At 45.1% G+C, this 17,060-nt stretch carries 20 protein-coding genes; 14 read left to right on the top strand and 6 right to left on the bottom strand.

Going from position 1 to position 17,060, the window contains the following annotated elements:
- Positions 1–29: 29 nt before the first annotated feature.
- Positions 30–437, bottom strand: coding sequence for a very short patch repair endonuclease (locus ACLWNV_RS05950; RefSeq protein WP_413587006.1), 408 nt, complete (start codon positions 435–437; stop codon positions 30–32).
- A 338-nt stretch (positions 438–775) separates the two neighbouring features.
- On the opposite strand from ACLWNV_RS05950, the gene ACLWNV_RS05945 reads away from it, so the two are divergent.
- The 3 genes from ACLWNV_RS05945 (at position 776) to ACLWNV_RS05935 (ending at position 2,500) form a co-directional block, all read left to right on the top strand.
- Positions 776–1,603, top strand: a complete 828-nt coding sequence (locus tag ACLWNV_RS05945; RefSeq protein ID WP_413587005.1) for a class I SAM-dependent methyltransferase — start codon at positions 776–778, stop codon at positions 1,601–1,603.
- A 94-nt stretch (positions 1,604–1,697) separates the two neighbouring features.
- On the top strand, positions 1,698–2,042 hold the full coding sequence (locus ACLWNV_RS05940) for a DUF6152 family protein (RefSeq protein WP_413587004.1): 345 nt from the start codon (positions 1,698–1,700) through the stop codon (positions 2,040–2,042).
- A 2-nt stretch (positions 2,043–2,044) separates the two neighbouring features.
- Positions 2,045–2,500, top strand: coding sequence for a hypothetical protein (locus ACLWNV_RS05935; RefSeq protein WP_413587003.1), 456 nt, complete (start codon positions 2,045–2,047; stop codon positions 2,498–2,500).
- Here the strand turns inward: ACLWNV_RS05935 and ACLWNV_RS05930 are convergent.
- Positions 2,484–3,284 carry a metallophosphoesterase family protein gene (locus ACLWNV_RS05930; RefSeq protein WP_413587002.1) on the bottom strand — a complete coding sequence of 267 codons (801 nt, stop codon included), beginning with the start codon at positions 3,282–3,284 and terminating at the stop codon, positions 2,484–2,486. The genes ACLWNV_RS05935 and ACLWNV_RS05930 overlap by 17 nt on opposite strands.
- An 18-nt stretch (positions 3,285–3,302) precedes the next feature.
- Between ACLWNV_RS05930 and ACLWNV_RS05925 the strand changes: the two genes are divergently transcribed.
- Entirely contained in the window at positions 3,303–4,172 is an 870-nt protein-coding gene (locus ACLWNV_RS05925) for a diacylglycerol/lipid kinase family protein (RefSeq protein WP_413587001.1), read from the top strand.
- 109 nt (positions 4,173–4,281) lie between these two features.
- Here the strand turns inward: ACLWNV_RS05925 and ACLWNV_RS05920 are convergent, their stop codons facing one another.
- Complete coding sequence (locus ACLWNV_RS05920; RefSeq protein ID WP_413587000.1) at positions 4,282–5,148, bottom strand: alpha/beta fold hydrolase; 867 nt, start codon at positions 5,146–5,148, stop codon at positions 4,282–4,284.
- 353 nt (positions 5,149–5,501) lie between these two features.
- Here ACLWNV_RS05920 and ACLWNV_RS05915 point away from each other — a divergent pair, with 353 nt between their 5' ends.
- The 3 genes from ACLWNV_RS05915 to ACLWNV_RS05905 all read left to right on the top strand — a co-directional run bounded on the left by ACLWNV_RS05915 (position 5,502) and on the right by ACLWNV_RS05905 (position 7,772).
- Positions 5,502–6,263 (top strand): hypothetical protein, encoded by a 762-nt coding sequence (locus ACLWNV_RS05915; protein ID WP_413586999.1) that lies wholly within the window; start codon positions 5,502–5,504, stop codon positions 6,261–6,263.
- A gap of 235 nt (positions 6,264–6,498) precedes the next feature.
- Positions 6,499–7,290, top strand: a complete 792-nt coding sequence (locus tag ACLWNV_RS05910; RefSeq protein ID WP_413586998.1) for a hypothetical protein — start codon at positions 6,499–6,501, stop codon at positions 7,288–7,290.
- Positions 7,291–7,493: 203 nt separating this feature from the next.
- Complete coding sequence (locus tag ACLWNV_RS05905; protein ID WP_413586997.1) at positions 7,494–7,772, top strand: hypothetical protein; 279 nt, start codon at positions 7,494–7,496, stop codon at positions 7,770–7,772.
- Positions 7,773–7,832: 60 nt separating this feature from the next.
- On the opposite strand, the gene ACLWNV_RS05900 is transcribed toward ACLWNV_RS05905, so the two are convergent.
- Entirely contained in the window at positions 7,833–8,483 is a 651-nt protein-coding gene (locus tag ACLWNV_RS05900; protein ID WP_413586996.1) for a restriction endonuclease, read from the bottom strand.
- Positions 8,484–8,824: 341 nt separating this feature from the next.
- Between ACLWNV_RS05900 and ACLWNV_RS05895 the strand changes: the two genes are divergently transcribed.
- Together ACLWNV_RS05895 and ACLWNV_RS05890 are read left to right on the top strand one after the other, a co-directional pair.
- On the top strand, positions 8,825–9,991 hold the full coding sequence (locus ACLWNV_RS05895) for a hypothetical protein (RefSeq protein ID WP_413586995.1): 1,167 nt from the start codon (positions 8,825–8,827) through the stop codon (positions 9,989–9,991).
- Between the two features lie 243 nt (positions 9,992–10,234).
- Positions 10,235–11,023 carry a hypothetical protein gene (locus tag ACLWNV_RS05890; RefSeq protein WP_413586994.1) on the top strand — a complete coding sequence of 263 codons (789 nt, stop codon included), beginning with the start codon at positions 10,235–10,237 and terminating at the stop codon, positions 11,021–11,023.
- 183 nt (positions 11,024–11,206) lie between these two features.
- Here the strand turns inward: ACLWNV_RS05890 and ACLWNV_RS05885 are convergent, their stop codons facing one another.
- Both ACLWNV_RS05885 and gntA read right to left on the bottom strand, forming a co-directional pair.
- A complete protein-coding gene (locus tag ACLWNV_RS05885; RefSeq protein ID WP_413586993.1) occupies positions 11,207–11,842 on the bottom strand; it encodes a DUF1989 domain-containing protein in 636 nt (211 codons plus the stop codon).
- Complete coding sequence (gntA, locus tag ACLWNV_RS05880) at positions 11,806–12,480, bottom strand: guanitoxin biosynthesis heme-dependent pre-guanitoxin N-hydroxylase GntA (protein WP_413586992.1); 675 nt, start codon at positions 12,478–12,480, stop codon at positions 11,806–11,808. Before gntA ends, ACLWNV_RS05885 begins: the two co-directional genes overlap by 37 nt.
- A gap of 312 nt (positions 12,481–12,792) precedes the next feature.
- Here gntA and ACLWNV_RS05875 point away from each other — a divergent pair, with 312 nt between their 5' ends.
- From ACLWNV_RS05875 to ACLWNV_RS05855, 5 genes are all read left to right on the top strand, one after another.
- Positions 12,793–13,359, top strand: a complete 567-nt coding sequence (locus tag ACLWNV_RS05875; protein ID WP_413586991.1) for a hypothetical protein — start codon at positions 12,793–12,795, stop codon at positions 13,357–13,359.
- A 120-nt stretch (positions 13,360–13,479) separates the two neighbouring features.
- The gene (locus ACLWNV_RS05870) at positions 13,480–13,743 is read left to right on the top strand and encodes a hypothetical protein (protein ID WP_413586990.1); all 264 of its coding nucleotides are present in this window, start codon (positions 13,480–13,482) and stop codon (positions 13,741–13,743) included.
- Positions 13,744–13,877: 134 nt separating this feature from the next.
- Positions 13,878–15,101: a tetratricopeptide repeat protein gene (locus tag ACLWNV_RS05865; protein WP_413586989.1), complete on the top strand. Its 1,224-nt coding sequence runs from the start codon at positions 13,878–13,880 to the stop codon at positions 15,099–15,101.
- Positions 15,098–16,147 (top strand): hypothetical protein, encoded by a 1,050-nt coding sequence (locus tag ACLWNV_RS05860; RefSeq protein WP_413586988.1) that lies wholly within the window; start codon positions 15,098–15,100, stop codon positions 16,145–16,147. Before ACLWNV_RS05865 ends, ACLWNV_RS05860 begins: the two co-directional genes overlap by 4 nt.
- A 455-nt stretch (positions 16,148–16,602) precedes the next feature.
- Positions 16,603–17,043 (top strand): hypothetical protein, encoded by a 441-nt coding sequence (locus ACLWNV_RS05855; RefSeq protein WP_413586987.1) that lies wholly within the window; start codon positions 16,603–16,605, stop codon positions 17,041–17,043.
- Positions 17,044–17,060: the final 17 nt, after the last annotated feature.

The raw sequence follows: 17,060 nt of genomic DNA, 5'->3' as shown, positions 1-17,060 counted from the left end.
TATGCTAAATAAACAGGCAAAACCAGGTACTATTTGATGGCCGATGCAACTTTCCGACTCAGTTTTCTCGCCACTAATTCGGGAAACTTGGTTTCATGCTCCCAAATCCGGACAATAGCATATCCTCTGTTTTTCAGTTCCGCGTCTACCTTTCGATCCCTAGCAATATTTTTCGTTATTTTTGCATTCCAAAACAGTCTATTGGTTTTCGGCTGAATGTAGTGTTTGGGACATTTGTGCCAAAAGCACCCGTCAACGAATATTACAGCCTTTGCGCCCACAACTTTAATGTCAGGCTTTCCGAAAATTGGGGGATTAATTCGATACTTAATGCCGAGGGATCGCAAAATAATACGAACGGCCTTTTCAGGTGTCGTATGTTTGGAACGAATCCTAGACATGCAATAGCTGCGTTGTTTTTTGGTCAAGACATCCACAACCTACAATTCCGTTTTGTTAGCAGAATCGCAAACGATTAAGTAAAAATCAAATTTAGCAGCTCTTGCCAATGGCAGATAGAACCTGCAGCCTGGATTGTGGGGCTGATGGAGAATCAGTACATTCCCCTTGAAAACATTCCGTTAACCCAAATTTCTCTGAAATCAAATCCAGGCGACATCATGTCCAACAGTACTAGCCGGCGAATGCTTCCCGCGCACTGGGAGAAAATTAAAAAGGCTTATTGGCCGGAATAAGACTATTGGCATTTTTGCAACCACCGCCTCCCCCACAAACCCCGATGTACTTTCAGCCTAAAATCAGCTAAAACCAAGCCATGAAAAAGCCCCTGGAAGAGATGCGAGACGGTCAGTCGATTGAGTTACTTAAAGAACTTCACATTCTAACACGTGATGGGAAGATCAATCAGGATAGCCGTCGTAAGCTAAAACAAGTCTATCACCTCTATAATTTTATCGAGCCCCTGCTAAAGGATCTTGAAACCTCGGGCGAAGACGTAAGCTTGGTGGATCATGGCGCGGGTAAGTCCTACCTTGGCTTTATCATATATGACCTTTTCTTTAAAAACCTGGCCAGCAAAGGCCACGTCTACGGGATCGAAACCCGTGACGAGCTGGTTAAAAAGTCCATCGAACTTCAGGGTAAGCTTGGCTTTCCCAATATGTCCTTCCTGCCCTTGTTGGTGGCAGAGGCGACAGAATCAAAGCTATTGCCGGAAAAGATCGGCCTGGTCACGGCCCTTCATGCCTGCGATACGGCAACCGACGACGCTATTGATTTTGCGTTAAAGAAAAAAGCCAAACACATTGTTCTAGTTCCCTGCTGCCAAGCCGAAATGGCTAAAGTCCTTCGTCAAAACAAGGCGAAGCAACTGGCAAGTCCCCTAACTGAAATTTGGCGCCACCCGATTCATACCCGTGAATTCGGCAGTCATCTGACAAATGTTTTGCGCAGTCTTCGCCTTGAAGCCCATGGTTATCAGGTCACTGTGACCGAACTTGTAGGCTTTGAGCACTCAATGAAAAACGAGTTGATCATCGCGACCAAAAAAGAAGGCCCGCGCCAGCGTGCCGCTGATCGTTTGAGTTGGATTCTGGAAGAGCTGAATCTAAAAGAAATGACCGAAAGATTTTCGACCACCTAAACTGGTATCGCCCGCAGTGATTTCATTTCAAATAACATAGGAACTGTCATTGCCTGAAGGCCCGCCCCTTTTACAATAAGGGGCGAGGTGAAGCATGAAATTGCCGTTCTTACTTACACTTGGTCTGCTAGTTGCCCCATGGGCACAGGCCCATCACGGGTGGAGCTCTTACGATTCCGCAAAAGCCATGAACTTTTCTGCGAAGGTTCTTAAGTCGTCCTACGAGAATCCCCACGGAAGCCTGCAAGTGGATCATCAGGGAAAAACCTGGACAGTGATTCTGGCTCCGGTATCGCGCATGGAGGCTCGCGGGTTAACAGCGGATATGATCAAGCCTGGTGCGGAAGTACAAATCCTTGGATATCCCTCTAAAGAAAATAAGCCAGAACTTCGCGCTGAAAATATCACAGTGAATAACAAAAAGGTGGAGCTACGCTAGCTATGCTTAATGAGGTCGCGGCACAAATCGGCGCGACTTCATTGTCGCAAAGCTTGAAAGCTTCCACGTGGATGTATCCAATCACGGAAAGCTTTCATATTTTAGGAATCACACTGCTGGTTGGCGGTGCTTTTGTTTTTGATTTGCGACTGCTTGGCCTGGGGCAAAGTATTCCATTAACTTCCGTAGCTAATTTAAATCTGAAATTATCGCGCTGGGGATTTTTACTAGTCGCTGTAACGGGCTTACTTCTTGTAACCGCAAACCCCGAAGAGATTCTTTCCAATCGAACTTTTCAAATCAAAATAAGTCTTATCCTCGCAGCTCTTACAAACGCAGGCACTTATCACTGGCGAGCGCGCAATCAACCGCCAAGATGGTCCGTGGCCCACGCCCTTCTGTCACTGGGATTATGGACATCGGTGATCTTTGCTGGACGATTTATTGCGTATACGTAGTTGAATCTTTTTGCTCAGAAAAAAACTGAATGGAGCGCACGGGTTGATCTTCGCGTGCAATGAACCCTGTATCCCCTAAGAAGTATGTTTCGACTTTAAGTGCATCCTTTGAAACCTCGAGAACATGGAAGTTATTAACTTCCCCCCGCAAGCGGCTGGAAGTCGCACTGCCCGCTGATATATGCAAAACTTCCTGATTCGTTCCGGGGTTTACCAACTCAATCCAATTTAAGTGAGAATGCCCACTTAGGATCACATGCGGGCGCAGATTCAGCATTCTTGGAATAAGTTCTTTTGGTCGAATTTTCGCAATCAGTTCCGGAACGAAAATGGGATGATGACACGCGATCACTCTTAAAGCGGCAGGATTTGCTTCTTTAAAAAACTTTTCTGCGCGCAAGATATCGGATTCTAAAATTCTTCCCTCCACCGTGCGCCAAGTGGTGGCAGTGCGAAAACCGATCGCTGCAATTTCAGAATCCTGATAGTTGTCGACCGTAACATTTCTTATAAATTTGTTATAGTTCGCTAAGGGCTGTACAAGGCGGTACAGGAAATTATACAAAGGGATATCGTGGTTGCCGGGCACAGTCAGTACCGGCACAGGCATTTTTTTAATAAAGTCTTGAGCATCCCGATACTGACTTCGACGAGCTCGTTGAGTCCAGTCGCCAGTCATAATTATCAGGTCCAGATTCAGGGAATCACTCTGAAGAAACTGCTCCAGAGATTTAATCGCAGGAGGATGGATTCGGCCAAAGTGTATATCAGAAATGTGTAACACTCGCTTCATCCTGTAGTTATGGAAAATATATTAGTCTTCGTCAACCCTCGAGCTCGCCAAGGCAATCAGCTGGATACAGACATTAAAAATTGGCTGAAAGACCAAGGCTATAATGTGTTGAATTCCAGTTTTGATCCCAAGCGCGACAAGATAGTCGACATAATCAATAAACATCACCAGCAAGATCCGATCGTCCTAGTTGGCGGCGGCGATGGCTCCGTTAACGAAGCCTTGCCAGCGTTGGTTGAACACAAACTCCCCCTGCTGCTAATTCCATTGGGCACGGCAAACAACTTGGCGCGATCCATGGAAATTCCCATGGACTATAAAAAAGCTTTGGAGCTTATCAACAAGAAAAACATCACGCCCATCGATGTTGGTGTTGCTAACGACATCCACTTTGTCAATGTCATTGGGCTAGGACTAAGCACGCAAGTGAATCGCTTGGTGCGCTCTAAGTGGAAACGCTGGCTGGGAGTATTTGCTTTCGTATTCATGGCCCTTAAAGTTGTGTGGCGTATGAACCCTATTCGCGTGAACATTGAATGTGATGGAAAACGTCATAGTGCTTATAGCTGGCAGATTTCCGTGTGCAATGGTCGAAATTATGGAAACGGTCTGATCATTCACGAAGATGCCACCTTATTTGACAACACCCTGCACGCGCTTAGCACGGAAGTGCAAAAATGGTGGCATGGCTTTGCACTGATTCCGTCCTTATTAACCGGAAAGTTTCGCGAAGATCACCCGGTTACTATTTTGAGTGGACAATCGATGTCTATTTCCACCACCCGCCCCATGAAGGTCGACGTGGATGGAGATATTAAAACCAAAACTCCCATCAAACTGGAAGTTTTGCCAAAGGCTCTGCATATCTTTGCACCATAACTACTGTTTCGCTTGCTTCGTATGAATGCTTTGCGAAACCGCAGCGGTTCTGCAACGAGTTGTACAATCAAAAAAAAGGGGCTCCTTAGATCCCCTTTTTCCGATTTATCTAAATACTGCAAGTCGCAGTCAAGTTTTCCGATCTGCGGGCTTCAATCTGTTGGGCAAATGCCAGTAAGTCTTCGTTGATCATTTGCTTATGAGTGGCAGGCAATGCGTGGTCGCCGCCTTTATAGATCTTAACCTGGGCTTGCGGGACATAGTGCGGAACGCGAGCGGCCGTGGCTGCAAAAGGCACGATCTGGTCATCGTCACCATGAATCACCAATGTCGGCATATCAAAACGTTTAAGGTCCTTGGTAAAATCACTTTCCGAAAACGCCGCGATACAATCATACTGCGCCTTTAAACTCCCCTGCATACCCAGCATCCAGAATGTGTCCTTCATTCCCTGACTGACTTTGTTGCCTGGACGATTCGTGCCAAAGAAAGCTGTCGAGAAATCTTTGAAATACTGAGAGCGGTCATTCATCACACCGGCACGGATGCCATCGAATACGTCCATAGTAAGGCCGTGGGGATTTAAAAGAGACTTCATCATACCTGGAGCTACCGCACCAATCAGAACAGCTCCAGCGACCCGGCTGGTGCCATAGCGCCCAATATAGCGAGTGATCTCGCCTCCACCAGTCGAGTGACCGACCAGAATCACGTTTTTTGCATCAAGATGTTCCAGAAGCTGGGACAGGTCATCTGCATAAGTATCCATGTTGTTGCCATCCCAGGTTTGTTCAGATCTGCCGTGACCACGACGATCGTGAGAAATCACGCGGTATCCTTTGCTGGCAAGATACATCATTTGAACTTCCCAAGCGTCAGAGTTCAAAGGCCAACCGTGGCTGAATACGAATGCCGGGCCAGTGCCTTGATCTTTATAAAATAGTTTAGTTCCGTCGTTAGCGATAAATGTGTTCATGGTGTTCTCCCCTTTTAAGTTTTGTGTTCAACGTTGTTATCGTTGTTGATGAACTCAAATTAGGTGAGAAAACGTTTAAAGAAAATTATTATATTTCTATGAACTATATAGTTTTTTTTGATATAGATTCATGCCCGTATAGCTCCCACTTATTCTGATCCAAACAAGATTTATTGATGGGATCATTTTAAATCGTATCAGTATATTTCGAAAAAGCGGAATTACTAGGAACATAATAATAAACAAAATAATGTATGTATCAGTTTGAATTAAGAAGAAATTGTAATCCGATCAACTAAAACTCGTCGGTTAGACTTAAAACGTTCAAACTAAAAATTTTTCTGGAGGCGTTCGTGTTCGATTCATCTAGCATTCTTCTTGCGGCAATTGGTGGTGCAATAGGCGGAGGCGTGGGAACTCTTTTAGCAGGTAAATTTAAGAATCCAGGAGTTCGATCCGGCTTAGTCGCGGGACTAACAGTTGCCTCCATTCAATTGGCGCCCCTGACTCCCCTTAAGGGTATTATTGATACTCATATCTTTAAAAAAACAAAGTTTGAAGTTCTAAGCGCAAAAGCAGCCAAGGAAATGCTGAATGATCCGATAGTCAGGAAGAAGCTGGATAGCTATCCCCAAGATCAATGGCAGAAAGTTGCTTTCCAAGCATCTCACGACGGTATGTATCTAATGGATCTGGAACAACTTGATCGCTGGAATGACTTTCGATTAAAGCTTGCCGCAAAATCAGAAAAACTTTGTGTATCATTTCTAAGAGGTGGAATGGATATGAAAGTTCTTGCTTCAGCATTTGAGGGCCTTACAGATGAAGAACTAGAAGAGTGGTTCAAGATATCAATGCTCGCAGCACGACGCGGAATTGAAGCTGGCAAATCATATACGGATAAAGCCCCGCAGAAAGACTTTATGTCCCATCTTCCTGCTGTCATCGCAGTGAATGGCCCGGATGAAGAGGGAAAACTTAAAGCTGGCCTTCAGAACTATATGCTGTCCGAAGATAAGCAGGCTTGTTGGACACTCGTGCGCATACATGAGAACTCTAAGAAGCTCTCACCAGCCGCAAGGCATGAATTCTTACGAGGCATGGCCGCCCTCTAAATCTCTAATAATCGTTAGATCTAGCTCTTGGGGCTGGTCTTCCTGAGGGCAACCTAAATGCCCTCAGGGCGTCTTCACCGGCACTATAGGCACCATCCTAATGTAAATCTGTCTGAAAACCTGACACCTCTAAATAAATTTCCCGTTAGTTCCCATTGAGCTCCTGTAATGGATAAGTGGCAGTAATTTTGTGTTAAAACTGCTCCGATACTTTTTAAATCATTCGGGAGAATTTATGAAACTGCTTATTTCTTTATTCGTTATGGCTTTCGCTGTTCAAGCAAATGCAACAGCCTATGAGCTTGCTTACCGAATGAAAAGACCCGATGGTTGTGAATTCATCTGGCCCTTCCATGAAAAAGGCTCTGGTCCAGAAGGAGTAGTTTGGGAGGGCAAATGTTCCGGCAACAAGGCTCAGGGTTATGGTTTAATGTATGAGGAGAATTCCTCTACGTCCTATTTCGTACGTTTTTCTTCAGGCAATAATTATCCGTTTGTTATGGAAATCAAAAACGGAGTTGCAAAGCCTGTTTTCCTTCTCCCAACTGGTGAGGGCATAGTTCCCGATTACGATGGTTGCCGCAAATATAAAAAGGAATGCGATATTCATGTCCAGATGTACAATGAAATGAAATCGTCACTTCCTAAAAATCCAAATGCTGGCAAATCAGTTGGCGCCTCAGGCAAAAACTCAGGTTCGTCTTCAAATTCAAATGGCAGCAGCAGAGGCCCTATCACTCCCCCGCCTGCGGATTTCTTAAGAGCGATTAAAGGCGAACGTGTTGCTTGTACGGATGCAGCTTTGGGTGCCTTCGGTTATAAAATGCAGGATAAGTATCGTAATGAACTTAACACAAATAGCATGTGTACGGTGGCTCGCGGAACAGCGAAGGCTCATTATGAAGTTATCATTACCATTGAAAAAAGCTGCACCCCCGAGATGATTCCTCAAGTGGCAGACATGCAACCGTTGCGCGCAGTATTGCAAAGCGCCTTAGATACGATTGAATTCTCCTGCCCATTTTAACTCCGAAAGCCTCTGCGAAATACAGGGGCAAAATTTCTGCTAAGCTTCGGTGGGACGAGCTTGGAGTTTCAGCTATTGCAAAATGCAGACAGATTTTGTGCATTGTTCGTCCCACTGGAACTAAATCTGCCGCTAAATTCTGTATTCAAATCAGGAATCTTTTATTTCTTCTCGAACACGAAAAATTGCCCTAGCATTTAAACATGACAAACAGACACATCCGCTTTCAGCCAGATCCGCTAGATCACGCACTGATTGATTTTAATTTTGAGGGAAAAGATTTCTCTCCAAGTGCCGTCGCAATTATTCACGATGAATCCCACAGCGGCTGCTCACTAATTTTATGTACGACGCAGAAGCTGGTCCCCGGTCAAAAAATCAAAGTCTCTGTGGGTCGTATCGGCGTTCTTCCATGCAAAATTGCCTGGGGAAAAGAACTTGAGCCATCAGTGATCAAAATCGGCATTCAGTTTTTAGAATAGTAAAAAAGGTGCCAGGTCCTATTTCTGGAAACAACGCTTCCAGAAATAGGACCTGGCACCTTAAGCAGCGCGCTTAAAACCTTTTTTAACGGCTTGATGAACAGTTCGAACGAAATGTTCGTCACGTTGCCGATCAATTCTAACCCTGTCATAAACGGGATCGAAGGGAAGATAGTAGTTCTTCTCCCCTGTTGGCGAAACACTGCATTTAATCATGGGATACGAGCGATTAAACTTTTCAGTTCTGATCTCGACACCCAAAGCAGTGGCAGCTTGTTTTGCTAAGCTTGAAAAGTTGGATGTCGAATAAAAGATGGCTCTGGTATTGCGATTTGGATCTTCTGATCTGTTTTTATGGTGGGTCATCTTTCCAAATAACTGATAAATGTCATTCTCATGAACGACACGTCGTCTTCCCAAAGCTCTTGTTTGGATGACCAAAATTTCAGTTGGCGTTTTGACAATGATGTCTCGCCCATGATCAGCGTAGCCTTTAATACCCACAAGGTAGGCAACCTCATGGCCCTGGCTTTCATAAATGTGACCTACATACCGTTCATAAAAGCGAACTGCCTGTCGAGGCGACATCGGCTCGTTTAAAAAACGATCCAAATCGTCTTGGACCTGAGAGTCCTCTGTAGAACTTCGAAATGCAAAAATTGCGACAAGCGCAACAAGCAATATAACGAAGGCGACTAGATGGTATTGCATGCTCCTTTATCGGAATTTTCCGGTCTAAACAAAAGCCACGATCTCCCCCACCCTAGGTATCAAATCCAATCTATTGATGGCAGAACAGCTCCAAAATACCTCTGTAAATTGGAACATCCTGAAGTGATTCAACTGCGGATTACATTCAGAAAATTTTGTTCCCCTAGAGGGTGTTAGGGAAGTTTTCATTTTTCTTATTTTATCTCTCTTCCACAAATTAAAAGCGGCTCGCCCTTCACCGTACTAAACTTCGTCACATGTATAACTTCTGAGCTTGTTCGTTAATGAGAATGTGAAAAGCAGGGCTGTAAATAGCATCATTTTCGCCCGATACTTTGTTTATGAAAAAACAAAGAAAAACTCCATTCCATTCTTTTACTAAAAATACAATGGCCCTTATCCTGCCGGCACTTGTAGTCGGCTGTAATTCAAATGGGGATTACCAAGGTCAGACTTTAGAAGTTGAATCTGCTTCTTTTGCATCTGAATCCGCTGATCAACGGGCTGGATTGAGATCAAACAGAAATCGATGGTGGGTAAGACCTAAACCGACACCTAAGCCAACGGCCACTCCTAAACCAACGGTGTCGCCCTCACCATCAGCGACTCCTAAGCCGACGGTCACTCCTTCGCCATCGGCAACACCTAACCCAACAGTGACTCCTTCACCATCGGCGACACCTAAGCCGACCGTGACACCGTCGCCTTCACCATCTGCGACACCTTCGCCGACTGTAACGCCGTCACCGACAGTGTCGCCACCATCGACATCTATCACTGCAGCGCAGGTCGTGGCAGCACAGACTGCGAAATCGCACGAAGCCGTTATTCCTGACATTCGTTATGAATGGCAACGATACCCGATGATTATCATGCAATCGCCGGCTAAAGCCGATATCCCAAGCTGGTTCCCATATACTAAACCGGCTTATTGCACGCTCATCAATTCATGGATGCAAGTCTTTGAAGCTGACGGAAATAAGGCCACGAACACTCGAGTTCAGTATCGTAACTTGAAGGTGTATACGCTTTCGCAAGCTACCAGAAAGTGGACTTTACTGAAGAACGATGCGGCTCCTCCATATACTGATACTTGGAAATATCCGTTTGATTTCGCAGCGGATGGTGGAGATCGTAAAGAATCCACGGGAGGCGTTTCGTTCAAACCTGATTATCCAAGATTTGGACACGGGTATGGATCACAGACCATCTTGAGTAATCCAGCAGACATTCGCGCCGTGTTTGTCTCGATGGACACGCGACTTATCCTGGATAACGCAAATGGTGTGGATGATCGCGACTCAGCCAAACTTTTAACAAACGTGGGCGCTGACTACTGGCCAGACAAAGCCTCGATTAATAACTCCTGGAGTTATGCCCCAGGTATCGGTCAAGGCCGCTTCATCCTGGCTACCAAAGACTGGCGTAAAGCTACGATGATCGTACCAAACGGAAGATTTGGCGCGACGATGCAGGAGATGATCGACAACCCTCCTCCATTGGATTAATTCTAAAAATGGAATTCCCAAGCCCGGCTCTCTTGCCGGGCTTTTTTCGTTGCGGCCCCACAATTTGACAGCTTTTAGGCATAAAAAAACCGAAGCTTTCGGGCGTCGGCGGATCACAAAGCTAAATATCGAATAATATCCTTAATAAGAAATAATCTGTCTTAAAACAATATCAAAGCATTAACACTAGCTGTGTTGTTCATCGTCCTTCACTCTACAGAGAGATCTATTGAAAGGACGGCTATGGGTAATGAATCTTATCGAAATGAAAATCTTGAAGCAGGTGGGCATCGTCATCTTGTATGTTGGCGTTCGGCCTTGGCTGGTGTGGTGATCGGGTTGGTCACGATGATTGGTGTACTGACGCTATCGGTTGCATTTGGTGGGATCGGTCTTGAGGACGGTTCTACGGCTAAGAATGCGACGATCTTTGCGGGTGTCAGTATCGTTGTCGCCCTGATTCTGGGGAATTTTACGGGAAGCTATTATGCTGTTCGCATTGCTCGCCGCCGCGTTGACGTGGTCGGTGTGATGCAAGGCTTACTGGTCGGGGGCATCTGCGTGCTGTTGATGGTGTGCCATACAATGGCGTCTGTGGCGACATTAGGCAAAGTGACTGGTGCTGCTTTAGGAGCGGCTGCTTCGACGGCGGGTGGGATTGCAGCCACTCAAACGCCGATGATCAACGATATGATTCAAGACAGCTTGGTCGGTCGTAAACTGGCGTCCGATGCTGACGTGATCGTAAAAAATCTGGCGTCGCGCTTAGTGCGCGGTGATCAAGAAAGTGCGAAAAACTATTTGGCAGCACAAGCCGGTATGAGCCAGGACGATGCAGATAAAACCGTTGCTGCTCTAAAAGAGAAAACTGACCAAGCAATGGAAGAAGCTCGCAAAGCTGCTGCAACTACCTTCAAAGCAGTAGGATGGAGCAGCTTCGTGATGATCGCACTTGCGATGATCGCAGCCGCTCTGGGTGGCATGGTTGGAGCTGTGTGCAATGAGCGTCGTATGATCGACGTGGCAAGATAAGGAGGCCTCGATGAAAGCAATAGACGTTGTTAATAACACTAAGGGCGCTATCGGTTGGATTTTACTTTGGGCTTTGGGAATTCCAATTCCCTTGCTGATCATTCTGTTCCTGATCCGCGGGGGAACTTAAAGTATAATTAATAACAAAAAGCCGGATGTTCTCCGGTTTTTTGTTATCTGCATTTAGTTGAGATCTTTTAGGGACGTAGCAATCTGATAGTTGATAGGTTTAAAAGTACCGTTATTGGATTCTTCATGCGAACAAGCCGTCAATCCGATCACTAAGTCAGTCAGGGCTTTAAACAGGATAAAGTCTCCGGCTTTGGACTTAGGAGTCAGGATCTCAAGTTTCCCCTCTGGACTCACGGTGACATTCATAAAGATATTGAAGGTCGTAGAGATATGATCTGGATTTATTCCGTGTGGTGAAAAAGCTTTACAAAGATTTTCGTGACAGCTCGGATGATAGTCGTCATTTCCTGCGATTATTTGAAACATACGTAAACTGCACGGGGTCATCAGAAAATCATGGCGTCCACATGTATCAGCTAAGATCTCGAGTAAGGGAGTGCTTCTTTGTGAGTAAAGCCGATGTCCCGTCGTAAGAAATATTTGATCGTTATAATCGATGGATCTTCCTGATGAAAGGCTTTCTGAAAGATCATCAGCATTAAAACAGAAAAGATCTGCGACCTGTTGTCCCAGCGGATCTGTGATTTTAAGATACTCATCTTTCTTTAATAGGAATGATGCCCCTGATTGCGGGGGAATTGTATAAGGTTTTATTTCGGGCCTCCTTTGTGAAAAGGACAGACCCACGATTCCGGATTGTTTTTGCCGGAAAATTGAATGGATTCCCAGCTATCGTTATATTTTTCACTCATAGAATTTACGTCACCTTGAAACAGAATATCTCTTTTGCGGTTTGCCTGAATCATGGGTTGGTAACGATTTCTTCGGTCCAATTCCTTAAACTGCTCGTAAACGTTGAACACTAGTGTGGGGTATTTAATCCTTCTGGACAGACGCGAGCTATTTGCATGGAGTCCCACGACGAAAAAAGCGGAACCTGCAAGGCTAAAACAAAAGTTTTTATCTGCGGGGTTATCACTGAAGGCCGGGTCCCAAGTTTGATCAACACTGGAAACTTGGCTTAGGAAAGATAGCTCCCTCCATAAGCGCTGCTCAAAATCTACCTCGTCCATTTCGTTTAAATCCGGAAAAACGGCGAAATAGCTAAGCTCTAACGAACCTGTCTTTTTTTGCTCATCTCTGAAGGAAATTAAATTCCGTGCAAGCCGCTCGGCATGTTCACCGGAGCCCAAGGTGCCATAGACACCCGTGTGGTATTGACCGGTTGAAAGAGTTTTAAGGGCCGCAATGCAGGGATAGTTTTTTTTAGATACCAGTGCCGAGATGTCTTGATGAAATTTCGTGATGACAGATTCATTACTCATGCGGACAACGCTATCCACATGTTTTGTTCGTTTCAATTGGAGCGACTAACCTTTCTTATCTCTAATAAAAACTTTGCTGTTTAACAATAAGCCAAAGCCATATAAACAGCGTTTCACGATAGTTCTGCAGCTACCTGCTTGTCGCTGATCCAACAGATTCTCCTGCAAAACGCAAAGCAACACCGGCGCCGGAGGTAAATCTTACCTGTCGATAGATTGATCATTCGATTTGTTCTGTTTTGTACACTTATAAAATTCCTTTATGCATGAGAAAACGCTTTCACCAAAGCAACTCATACAAAAGGAAATCTTATGAACAAATATCTTATCATGACCGTTGGTCTTCTTCTTCTGGCGACCCAATCCCATGCAGGAATTTTCACCAAGAAGTATTCATTCTGCGAAGTGACTATCTCGGGTGATTCGCCCGTAATCTTGGGCACCAATGTTTCATCAACAAGACTTCCAGGATATGGCGAAGATATCTTGGGATACCTTGGGGTTGAGGCTGCGAACATAGCCCTGGATGCCTTGATCGCCAAAGGCATCTGCCCACGTCACTCTGTAAAATTGCCGATCGATAAGTCCACTGTCGTCTGTGAACAATACAAAATCAAAGAATCTCCAGAGACGGACATCGCCCAGTTTACCTCTCGCGATTTTAAAACGAAATACATCATGTGCGAAGTCGGTTATAGCTCTCAATTTCAATATAAATATGTTTTTGGCTATAAAGCCGGTCAATGGGCAGACACCCTGACCGAAAGTTCAAATTCCTTTGGCGCCAATGTTGCATTAAATGTGTTAATCGCAAAAGGTATTTGTCCGGCTTACTCAGTGAAAGCGATTACTAACGGCAAGCATCCCGTCTGTAACTAAAAAAAGGCTCCTGCCATGGATAGAAAAGGTACTCTTTTCATGATGTTCTTGTGCAGTTTGCAGAAGGTATTTAAATCCTCTATCTTCCTTAAAAACAAATGTAAACCATAAGGAGAAACCATGAACAAAATTATCATGCTTGCGATGCTAACTTTTGGCTCCCACGCAATGGCCAATCAAGTAGTCTCTGTCCGTGCTTGCTCAAGCTATTCCAGAGCCCCAATCGAAGACCACGAGCATTCAGCTAAAGTGAATTTCATCTATGAGGCCGGCAACGCTTGTCTAAAGCGGGGCTCTCTAGATTGGGACGTCGTAGACTCCCGCATTTATGAAGGATTCAAGGCTCCAGACTATTGCATTTCAGGCCGTGTCGTTTGCTATTAATAGCTGACTAAATTTTAGTCAAGGGAACGCAGTTTGGGAGAGGAAGCCTATCCTCTCCCAACCATATCCCCTATAGTGACTATGCCTGAGCACGGGAATTGAAGTGCCCCCTTGAAGAAGGAAGGAGTGTTTCTATGCCACTGCCAAAAACCGCAAAAGAAGCACTCTATGAGGGTCGATACAAAGACGCCCTGGTTCTATTGGATGCCCAGCTTGCAGCCTCTCCCCAAGATATCGAAGCCCTTTGCGATAGAGCATTGTGTTGGTATCAACTGGGCCTCCCCCAAGAACTTAACAAAGACCTGACGGCCGCATATCAATTGTTGTCGTCTGATGAGGTCGCATCACTTGCCAACTTCGATCATATTATTTTCGTCGCAAAGCTAATGGAAGAAAAAGGTCAGTTCCTGGAAGCTATCAAGCTACTTCAAATCACTTGGGATGAATCCTTAAGCGCAAAGCAGTCCCAAATGTTGAAAATCCAACAGCTTCGTCTGGCGACAGAAACCAAAGATATAGCGCAAATCAAATCCCTTTACGCCAGTGTCATCGCAGGAAGCAATCACAGCTTGAACTTTGAGATCGAGCGCGAACATGCCTTGATGTTGGCTGACTTTACGATGATGGGATTCGCACAAGCGAAAGAGCGTTATCAGCTTGCAATCTCCCATGGTCTTTCCCCGGCAGATAAGTCCTTCCTAAAAGGTGAAATTCTGGAACTCGCGGTTTTAGCCGGTCAACCTGAAGAGATTGCCTCTCTGGAAGTTACGTCCGACCTTGAAGGCGAGTACGAGAAAATCCAAGCGGCCATGGCCCTCGCTTTTTTGAAGAAACAGAATGACTTTGAAATTTCCGTTTTGCGTTTGGAAAAAACATTAAGTCTTGTCTCGATGCTTAGAATTCTGCGACAAGCTTTGCTTTTGTTTCCCCAATCACCACAAAAAGACAGCCGACTCGGACGCTACAAGCTTCACGTACAAAGTATTACCCATAAATCTGTACAGGAATCTTTCTTATCCCCGCTTTATCTGAACGACACTCCCGATGAAATTCTTGCTCAACCTGAACGACAAACTATCAAGATCAAAGGCACCGAGAAGATCTTTAAGTCCAAACTGTTTTGGCAATTACTTCCACTTTTTCAGAACGGCTCCAAGGAAGTCTCGTTTGATGAAGCCATTACAGCCCTTTATCAGGAAGCTCCGAACCTGCAGCACTTTGACCGCTTGCGAGTCAGCCTGCTCAGACTGAATAAAGAGTTTGAGATGCAGTTCAACATCAAGACCGTATTCAAATTAAGCAAAACCAAGCTTTCGCTATTGATTCCCGTGAATACCACCGAGGAAGTATCCCAATGAAAATCCTAATTACCTTTTTGTTAGCATTCTGTGGATACTCGGCAAACATATATGCCGCGAGTGATTGGAAGAATACAGCTATCCCGGTTCAAACTTCGTCCAAGTTTCAAAAACAGATTGATAAGGCTTTGTCCCAAGTATTCATGGGCAAACTTCATGGCACATTTTGCCTGGTCTTTCAGAATCAAGAATCCCTGTCTCATAGTTTGGGCGCCTCGACACCAACAGCAGCAGCCCTTCGCCAAACCTGTCCTCGAAATACCGAGAGCAATGCTCTTAGTACAAAGCTAGATCCAAAAGTATATTTGATTTCATTCGATGGCCCCCGTGATTTGGACAGCTGGACAGATGCCAAGAACCGAACTTTTATTTTCGTGAACGAAAACCTTAGCCAACAGCGCCTGAAAAGTATTTTACTTCACGAAATCTCGATCGCATTGGATGCCAAGTATAACTTCACTATAAGGGATTACCTTCGTGAGCTGGAGCGCCGCGAATACTCGCCAGTCGGAAATCTAAATAATTTGGAAAGTGCCTTTATCAGTTCCATGTGGAGACCTATCGCGCAGACTTTCTCGGCCCTAAGGGCGTTTAATGTGGAAGCTGCCAACAATGGCCTAAATTCCATCACATTAACCGCAAACTCCTGCGCCTCTCGGTTCCACCAGATTTTTAAAATCGTTCGCGGGATTTCCTACACAGCTCCCGCAATGACTGTTGAAACAATGCTGAACAATCCGCAGGAACTTCTTATCGCCAGACAAAGCGAAGCAGTGGCGCCCCAAAATGCTTCGGATGAGCAACAGCTTCTTCGCGAGTTAACCTCTCCCGCTTTTCAAATCCGGGACTTTACCGGCAGACAAGTCAGCTTCTGTGAATTTATGGCGGCCCCGGCCTTAACCTCCAACGCCCTAGGCAGCTTTACCAGCAACGGTCCTCGACCGCGTTTAACTGGCGGCAGCGGCGGTAGCTCCTCTCTTATCTCGGAGGATAAAGCCGTTCACGAAGCCTTGAATGAAGTTCGCAGAGCCGAAAGGCAAAATTAGCCTGCTCTGAAATTTATCTTAGACACCCGACTCAACCCGATCTTAGCGACGAGGCGATTGCAAAACATCTGGATGATACCGCTAGGTCAAAATTGGTTATCCCAACAGAATCTCCTGCAAAACGCAAAGCAACACCGGCGCCGGAAGTAATAAAAATTAGTTTATAATTTGGACGTAAAAAAACCGAAGACTCAGCGTCGGTGATTTTGACCATGTTTTCAGAGAAAAAATGGCGGGCCGTATGGGACGAGTTTAGAACCAATTTTCCAACAATATGGACACTCCCAACGACTTCTGATTCTGCCTTTTTGCAGCGACACTCGCTGTCCTCCGGTTGCCTACACTTTTGAAGTTCCAATTCTCATACTGAATTCGAGGGAACACTAAAATTGCTTAATCCGTTGACCGGGTGTTCACGGGGTTGTTCAATTTCTTTCAGCAAAAGGAGAACAACTATGTTTAATCTAGCTCAGAAATTGGTCCTTGGATTCTTATTGGTATTCGGCTCTGTAAACGCGATGGCAGGTAGTGCATTTTGTGATATTAATGTTATTCGTCATGAGGATGACTTTATCGAGATTTCCGGCTTCGGAGAAAGTAGTCCTGAAGCAGGCAGCGAAGTAGCTCTTGTTTGGATGGTTATTCCAGGAAGTGCATACCCTTTGAAAGAAGGTATGGATATCAAAGCCATAGGTCCGAAGAATGAAGAAGACATTCACCTGACTTACAACTCAGGCAAATTGGTTGTCGAATACAGAGATGATTTGGAACTCGAGTCTATCAAAGCTGTTATCACGACAACTCCCTATCTTAGAAAGATCTCGAGATTCGAAATGTTGACCTTGGACTATTCCACGAAAGAGGTTGTTGATCAGGACGTCTGTATAAAAAAATAACTTTTTCTAAAAACAAA

Origin of the sequence: Bdellovibrio sp. HCB274 (assembly GCF_047306075.1) — a bacterium.
Classification (GTDB): domain Bacteria; phylum Bdellovibrionota; class Bdellovibrionia; order Bdellovibrionales; family Bdellovibrionaceae; genus Bdellovibrio.
This window is presented reverse-complemented; position numbering and strand designations above follow the sequence as displayed.